The 6,000-nt window shown below is 37.6% G+C and carries 4 protein-coding genes; all 4 read left to right on the forward strand.

The window, feature by feature from the left end; all coding sequences use genetic code 11:
• The first annotated feature begins 74 nt into the window (after nucleotides 1-74).
• Entirely contained in the window at nucleotides 75-3,062 is a 2,988-nt protein-coding gene (gene lanM, locus E5329_RS21075; protein ID WP_135991334.1) for a type 2 lanthipeptide synthetase LanM, read from the forward strand.
• 131 nt (nucleotides 3,063-3,193) lie between these two features.
• Nucleotides 3,194-3,388, forward strand: coding sequence for a lichenicidin A2 family type 2 lantibiotic (locus E5329_RS21080; RefSeq protein ID WP_135991335.1), 195 nt, complete (start codon nucleotides 3,194-3,196; stop codon nucleotides 3,386-3,388).
• A gap of 131 nt (nucleotides 3,389-3,519) precedes the next feature.
• Nucleotides 3,520-3,582 (forward strand): hypothetical protein, encoded by a 63-nt coding sequence (locus tag E5329_RS32855; protein ID WP_456320034.1) that lies wholly within the window; start codon nucleotides 3,520-3,522, stop codon nucleotides 3,580-3,582.
• Between the two features lie 264 nt (nucleotides 3,583-3,846).
• Nucleotides 3,847-6,000: GH39 family glycosyl hydrolase (locus E5329_RS21090; protein WP_135991336.1), on the forward strand; the 2,154-nt coding region annotated here is incomplete at its 3' end.

A 6,000-nucleotide genomic window follows, 5' to 3' on the forward strand; every position in this document is an offset into this window, starting at 1 on the left:
ATAATAAAGAGAGTTTCATTCCCTGCAGCTCTGCTGCAGGGAGTTTCATGGAAAAGGAAGCGTGATGGAAAGAAATGAATGATAAAAATCTGATTTTAGCAACAAATATTTATGAAAGAAGTCAAATGTTCCAATGGGATGGAGATGAAAAATCCGTGGATCAGATCATTAAGCAGTGGCTTAACAAAAAAAATTCAATGGTTTCAGAGGAAATATTTGGGCTTAAATTAATTTGCGAGGGTATGGACAAAAGAAAGTTTGCAGCGGCAATACATGATTTGACAATCAGCGATGCAGATGTTTTATACGACTATATTGTTGAACAAGAGTGGTATTTACGGCATAATGAAATTTTGGAGTGCTTATATCCAGATGATTCGAATGGAACGGAATTGGCTTTTTTTGCACGTCCCTATTGTAAGTGGGTGAAAAACAAGCTTGAAGAATTGATTAATATGAGTAAGATTACCATTCAAGAGCAAATCATAGAAAATTGTATGGATTCTGTCCAAAAAGAAGTGTTAAGCATTGCATTAAAGACATTGGTGTATGATCAAAATGAGTATTTCGGGTTCAAAAAGAATAGTCAAAACGAAAGTAATTTGGAAAAGTATTTAACAATTCGATTTGGGACAAAAGAGAATTATGTGGCTTTTTTTAATGATTATCCAGTTTTAGCACGTCTGATATCTATTCGTGTGGGTTATTTTGTCAATAATTTCCAAATATTCATTGACTCTCTGATGGATGTGCAAAAAGAATTGAGCCAGGTTTTTGGAATTCAAAAGCCGCTTGAATTGCAAGAACTTGTATTTGGGAATGCAGACAGTCATGATGAAGGAAAATCGGTATTAATTTTTACACTTAATAATAAAAAGCTTGTTTTTAAATATAAAAATTTGGAAATATGTAATGCAATCAATGAGTTTTACAAATGTTTGGAAAAAATGGATGGCAGTTTTTCCTTTTACGGTATTAGGCGGATCGTGCATGAAACATTTGCGATTGAAGAGTTTGTTACATATAAAGAAACAGAAAATGAAGATGCTATGCATAGATACTATTATAGATTTGGCCAGTTAGTTATGGTCATGTATGTTCTGGGTGCAACAGACCTTCATTTGGAAAATGTAATAGCCGTGAATGATTATCCGGTTCCTATTGACCTAGAAACGGTTTTGCAGAACCAACGAAGTATAAAAAGGGATGGAAGTGCAATGTCTAACCTTATTCATAAATTAAATGATGGGATATTAGAGTCAAGTCTGCTTCCTAATATTTATTGGAATATGAATAAAAAAAATGAAATAGAGATGAGCGCGCTTGCCGGAAAAGAACAAAAATTACCCTTTGATGTTTTACAGCTGGATAATGATTCGGATGGGATTATGAAAATGACTTATAAACCATTTATTATGGAGGGAAGTGAAAATCTCCCAACATTACAAGGCATTAAAGTTGGGTATGAGGAATATGTGGATGATATTATGGCGGGATTTTCTGATTCTTATCACATTATATTAAGCAATAAGAGCTGCTTAACAGAAAATCTGGAAAAATTGTTTTCTGAGAAAATTGTAAGAAATGTGTTAAAAAGCACACAGAAGTATTGTGATATGCTGCAATACAGTTATCATCCCAGCTGCATGACAAATTATTTGAATCGTGAGAAGCTTATGGAAAACTTATGGGCATATCCGTATGACAATCCGGAGTCAATTAAGTATGAAGTACAGCAAATCCTGGATAACGATGTCCCTATTTTTTATAATAATACAAGCAGTAGGGACTTGCTTACCAAAGATGAGAAAATTAAGAATTATTATGAGGCGCCTGCAATGTCCAAAATTTTGGAAAGGGCAGAGAGAATTTCAGAACATGACTTCGTTAGGCAAAGTAATCTGCTTTCTTTAGCATTAGGAAAGTATAAAGGGGAAAAACAAACCATATCAGTAACTGGAAAAGAGAACATGGACGCCTATTCTCAAGCGATAGGTATTGCAGATTATATTGCAGATCATGCTATAGCAGGTACACGATGTTTAGATATAACATGGCCTTCTATATCAGCAGCGGAACATAATACATGGTTTATAAGGCCGATGTCTTGTAGTTATTATGACGGAGTGGTTGGTATTTATCTGATGTATTATGCGCTCCAGAGCAGTAAAAATATTAATACATACCAAAATATTTTATGCAGAGTAGAGAATATGCTCTTCTCAAAAGTCCCGGTAATTATTAACCACGAAACGTATATAGATGCTATCAGTATTTTATATGCATTGTGTTGTAAGATAAAAAGCGAAAATAACGGCAGGAATAAATTATTTGCATATAAAGTATTGAAACAAATTCGTGATTATTATAGGAAGAATAAGGAAAGTTTTACGAATGAGTGGTTATTTGGAAAAGCAAGCTTATTAAATCTGTTAATGACATACTATGAAATTGCAGGCAGAGAAGAGGCAGTGGAATTTGCATATGAGGTTGCAAAAGATATTTCGTGCGAAACAATGGAAGGCGCCGGATTTGCGCATGGGTATGCAGGAACATTGTACAGTTTGCTGCGTTTTATAGAAATAAAAGAAGATTATGCGCAAGAATTATACGAGAAATTGTTGTGGTATAGACAACAACTGAAATCAAAGGCAGCTGTTATTGGAGAAGACTACTCATGGTGTAAAGGGTGGGGCGGCATTGGATTGACTCTCCAAAAAACATATAAGGTGTATGGCGACGGTGCAAAGGATGAACATGAAATGCTGGCAGAAATAGTAGAAAAAAGCTTGTTGGCAGAATTAAAAGATGATTGTCTATGCCATGGGAATTTTGGTTTGGCTGAATTCATCTCTTATATGATAGAATATGGAATGGTTGGAGAGAATGCAGATAAATACAAAAATAAAGTAGATCAGATTTGTCTGAAGAACCAATATTGTATTAGAGGCATGGAAACTTTTCCTTCATTTGATCTGATGACAGGTATGGCAGGACTTGTGTTTGGATACATAAGAGGAATAAACTCAGCAGCTCCTAAGGTTCTATTATTAGAGGTTTGAGACAGCATATAATGTTAACAATGTATAAGATATGCTGGCAGGAAAACTCATATCGGAATGAACTGGATGGGTATATCTCTAACTCAAAGTTAGAGATTTTAACCATAAGTACTTAGTGAGGAGGTGAAGCTATGAAGCCAGATAAGGAAGAAAAAAAATACAATCGGGAGAAACAAATTGAAGATGGAGACGTTATAGGGAAAAAATTTGAAGACCTTAGTGAAGAAGAGATGAAAAAGATTCAGGGAAGTGGTTCAGACATGAACCCAGAATTTACAACTTCAATATCCAATCTTGTCTTATCAAAAAATGGATACAACTGTTAAGTGGATTTTGCGTGAGAATCGATAAGAATCTATAAGCAGCGAAGAAATCCACCGGATTCTACCACTGATACCATGATACCAGCTAAGAACGCTCCAGCACGGGCGAAAAAGATTGGCGGACTGCCTACATTGTGCGGATTCATTTCAGTAAGACCAGCAAGGAGACCATGGGCACAAAATCAAGCGTATGCTGAAAAATGAGATCCGGAAAATGTGAAAAAATGATAATGGAAAGAGGCCGGGAATTAGAAATGCTCTGATTCCCGGCTTTATACACAAGGGGAAATCTCTCTTGACGGAATTTTGATATGGTTAATCAATGAAGAAATGGCTCATTAGTTGACTTTTGTGGAATAAGATGATATAAAAAATACAAACCATTTAAGATTTGAATTTTTGCTTCCCTACCTGTCGCGGGTAATTCCGGGAGAGGGCGGTGCGGCATATTTGCCGGTATTATGATTGTTATGAGATCGGAAGAATTAGAAGAGGAGACAGGAAGATGCTCTTTACGTCCAATTTTGCCTGGGAGCGTAGCAGGATTTAAAGGCGGTGAAAATCGGATAATGAATGAAAATCAGAAGATTTCTTTTCAGATATACGGTGGAAAAGAGAAAAACAGCAACTGGACAGAAAATCTGGAAATCTGCTATGTATTGCAGGGAAAGGGAACTCTTGCGATTGCGGGGAAAGGAAAGTGGAAAATACAGGAAAATGATATCTTTGTTCTGAACATGTATGAAACATATCAGATGCTGTTAGAATTGGAAGGAATAGTTTTGAGCTTATCAGTTCCTGAATCTTTTGCACTAAATCTGTATCCTGAGATGGGGGACAGGCGAATCGAATGTTTTTCCTTTTTGCTTGGACAGGAGTATCAGAAGCATTATGAAAGGATCAGAGAATATATGGCGGATATTTTTGCAGTGTATTGTAAAAATGCTCCACAGGAACAGCTTCGCATGCGGGGCCTGGCGTCAGGTCTGTTATCGGAGCTTCTCATTTCATTTGGGCAGCAAAAGCCGGAAAACAGAGGGGAAAGTGGACGTGAGCAGGTACTTTTGCTTACAGGATATGTCCGTGAGCATTATCAGGAGGATATCTCACTCAGAAAGTTTGCAGAAGAAAACTATCTGAGCGCTTCCCATTTATCACACCTGATGCGGAAGGAAGTGGGAGTCAGTTTTACAGAATATCTCAAAATGGTTCGTCTTCAGTATGCCATGCGGTTATTGGATCAGGGAAAAAGTGTGACAGAAATTTCTGTCAGTACAGGATTTGTGAATACCAATGCATTTATTAAAGCATTCCGTGATACATATGGCGTGACGCCGGGAAAATATAAGAAAGAACGGCAAAAAAAGATAGAGGAAAGTATCATACCTGCAGAAATTGATATGGATATGCCGGATGTCGGGTCTCATTTGTTTGATAAATTATTTACTTATCTGAGCAAGGATACAGGGGAAAAAAGAACAGAAACAAATTACCATGAATCGGAGTTGCGTCAGTTCAGAGCAGATGTCCGTAAAGCCGGAAATACAATGTCAGGAAACTGGAAATTTTCGATTAATGGAGGGTATGCCAAGGGACTTTTGACGGAATGTGTCCAAAAGGCAGTCCATAAGGTTCAGGAAGAGATAGGCTTTCGGTATATCCGGTGTAAAGGAATCTTTGATGATGAACTTCAAATCTGTTCCAGGGATATGAATGGGAATCTTATTTTCAATTATGTGTTTCTTGATTATATTTTAGATTTTATCTGTTCCAACCATGCCTGTCCATGGATTGAACTGAGTTATATGCCTTCTGCATTGTGCAGAAAGAAACAGAAGAAAAAAGAGGAGCTTTGGCTGATTGCCATGCCGGATGAACCTCAGGAGTGGCTTGAGGTGGTTCGGCAGCTTTTGCTGCATATACGTGAGCGTTACGGTGAAAAAGAAGTAAGCAGATGGCTGATCACTCCTTTTGCAGATGTTTTTCTTGTAAATATGCATATGGAAAACCAGGATGGATATTTTGAACTTTACGGAGAGACATATCAACTGATCAGGAATATCATGCCCCGGATGAAAATTGCCGCCAGAGGAACTTTTGAAACGGAAGGAGAGGGTCTGGGAAATTACATGGTGGGAAACCATTTGCTTCCAGACTACTGGACCATGGTAAAATACAATTCTGTTTTTCCGCAGGAAGAGGAATCCGAATTGGAGCTTATCGAATATATGGAAGCATATTCTATGGTTACGAGCCGGGATACAGACTACCTGAAACATCAGATTCAACTGCAGAAACGGCAGTTGGAAGAACATGGGGCCGGAAAGACGCCTTTGTTGTTAGCGGAATGGAACAGTACCATCTGGCAGAGGGATCTGTGCAATGATACGGCATACAAATCATGCTATCTTTTAAAAAATATTCTGGAAAACTGCAATGATATCAGCGGTTTTTCGTATTGGCAGATATCAGACTGGAGCTATGAATACGCACCGTCTTCCCACCGCTATCATGGAGGGTTTGGACTGTTTACCCTGTTTTTAACAGTTATATGGACAACAAATCGCTGTAACCCCAGTATTTATACGGGCTACAGCGATTTGAACTTTAGAAAT

Source organism: Petralouisia muris (assembly GCF_004793545.1).
GTDB classification, from domain to species: Bacteria; Bacillota; Clostridia; order Lachnospirales; family Lachnospiraceae; genus Petralouisia; species Petralouisia muris.